The following is a 1,152-nucleotide window of genomic DNA, read 5'->3' as shown; positions in this document are numbered from 1 at the left end:
ACGGCCTACGAGGTGGTGGCCGATCCCGCCCGGCTGCGCGCCCTCGAGGTGCGGATGCCGCCCGGCTGGGCGGCCTGACCGGCTGTGCTTTGCCCGCGCGTGCGGCGCGAGCCCGCCCGTGCGGCACGGCCCGCGCGGCCGGGACGACTTCGCCGGGTCGTGCCCACGCACCGCGCCCCGGATGCCACCATCGGGGATGGGCATCGAGGGAGCGCTGTTCGATTTCTCCGGGACCACCTTCCGGCTCGAGGAGAAGGAATCCTGGTTCACCGGGGGCGGGGACGGCTGGACGCCCGACGTGCACGAGGCGGCCGAGATCATGCGCCGCATGACCGCGCCGGTGGGCCAGTCGATCGCCTTCGACGCCGAGGGGCAGCGCGCCTGGGACGCGCGCGACCTCGATCCCGCCCTGCACCGGCACGCGTACCTGGCGGTGCTGCGCGGTTCGGGCGTCCCCGAGGCCGCGGCCGAACGCCTGTACGGCCGGCTCGTCGACCCCGCCGAGTGGGCGCCCTACGCCGACACGGGCGCCGTCCTGGAAACCCTCGCGGACCGGGGCATCCGGGTCGGCATCGTCAGCAACATCGCCTTCGACATCCGGCCCGCGTTCGCCGCCCGCGGCTGGGACCGCTTCGTGGACGTGATGGCGCTCTCCTACGAGATCGGCGCCGCCAAACCCGATCCCGCGATCTTCCGCCACGCCATCGAGCGGCTCGGAACCGACCCGGCCCGCACCCTCATGATCGGCGACAGCGACGCCGCCGACGGCGGAGTCCGGGCCGTCGGCGGCCAGTTCGCCCTCGTCGACCCCCTGCCGATCGCCCAGCGGCCCCGCGCGCTGACCGACGCCCTCGCCGCGCACGGCATCACGGTGCCGGGCTGAGTGTTGCGGGCGTCGGCGGGGCGTGCCGTGCTCGGTGTCGCCGTGTCGGGACGAGCACTGCGAGCGCGTGGCCGCCGCGCCGCCGGAGGTTGCAGGGTGCCGCGCTGCGCGCCGCAGGTGCCGGGGGACGCCCTGGCCGCATGCGGCATCGCGGTGAGGGGCCGAGCGCTGCTGGCGTCGGGGGTCCGGGCCGCGCTCGGTGTCGCCCTGCCGGGCCGAACGCCCTGGACGCGTGGCCGCCGCGCCACCGGTGGTGTCGGCGTGCCGGG

At 76.6% G+C, this 1,152-nt stretch carries 1 protein-coding gene; it reads left to right on the top strand.

Annotated elements, in window-relative coordinates:
• Positions 1 to 196 precede the first annotated feature (196 nt).
• Positions 197 to 883: an HAD family hydrolase gene (locus tag ON36_RS28470; RefSeq protein ID WP_043660101.1), complete on the top strand. Its 687-nt coding sequence runs from the start codon at positions 197 to 199 to the stop codon at positions 881 to 883.
• Positions 884 to 1,152 lie beyond the last annotated feature (269 nt).

This window comes from Nocardia thailandica NBRC 100428 (genome assembly GCF_000308795.1).
Lineage (GTDB): Bacteria > Actinomycetota > Actinomycetes > Mycobacteriales > Mycobacteriaceae > Nocardia > Nocardia thailandica.
The sequence above is the reverse complement of the archived record's forward strand: the minus strand, read 5'-3'. Positions and strand labels throughout refer to the sequence as shown.

Excerpts from the sequence above, each read along its gene's own strand:
- ON36_RS28470 (WP_043660101.1), top strand. The coding sequence starts at position 197 with ATGGGCATCGAGGGAGCGCTGTTCGATTTCTCCGGGACCACCTTCCGG.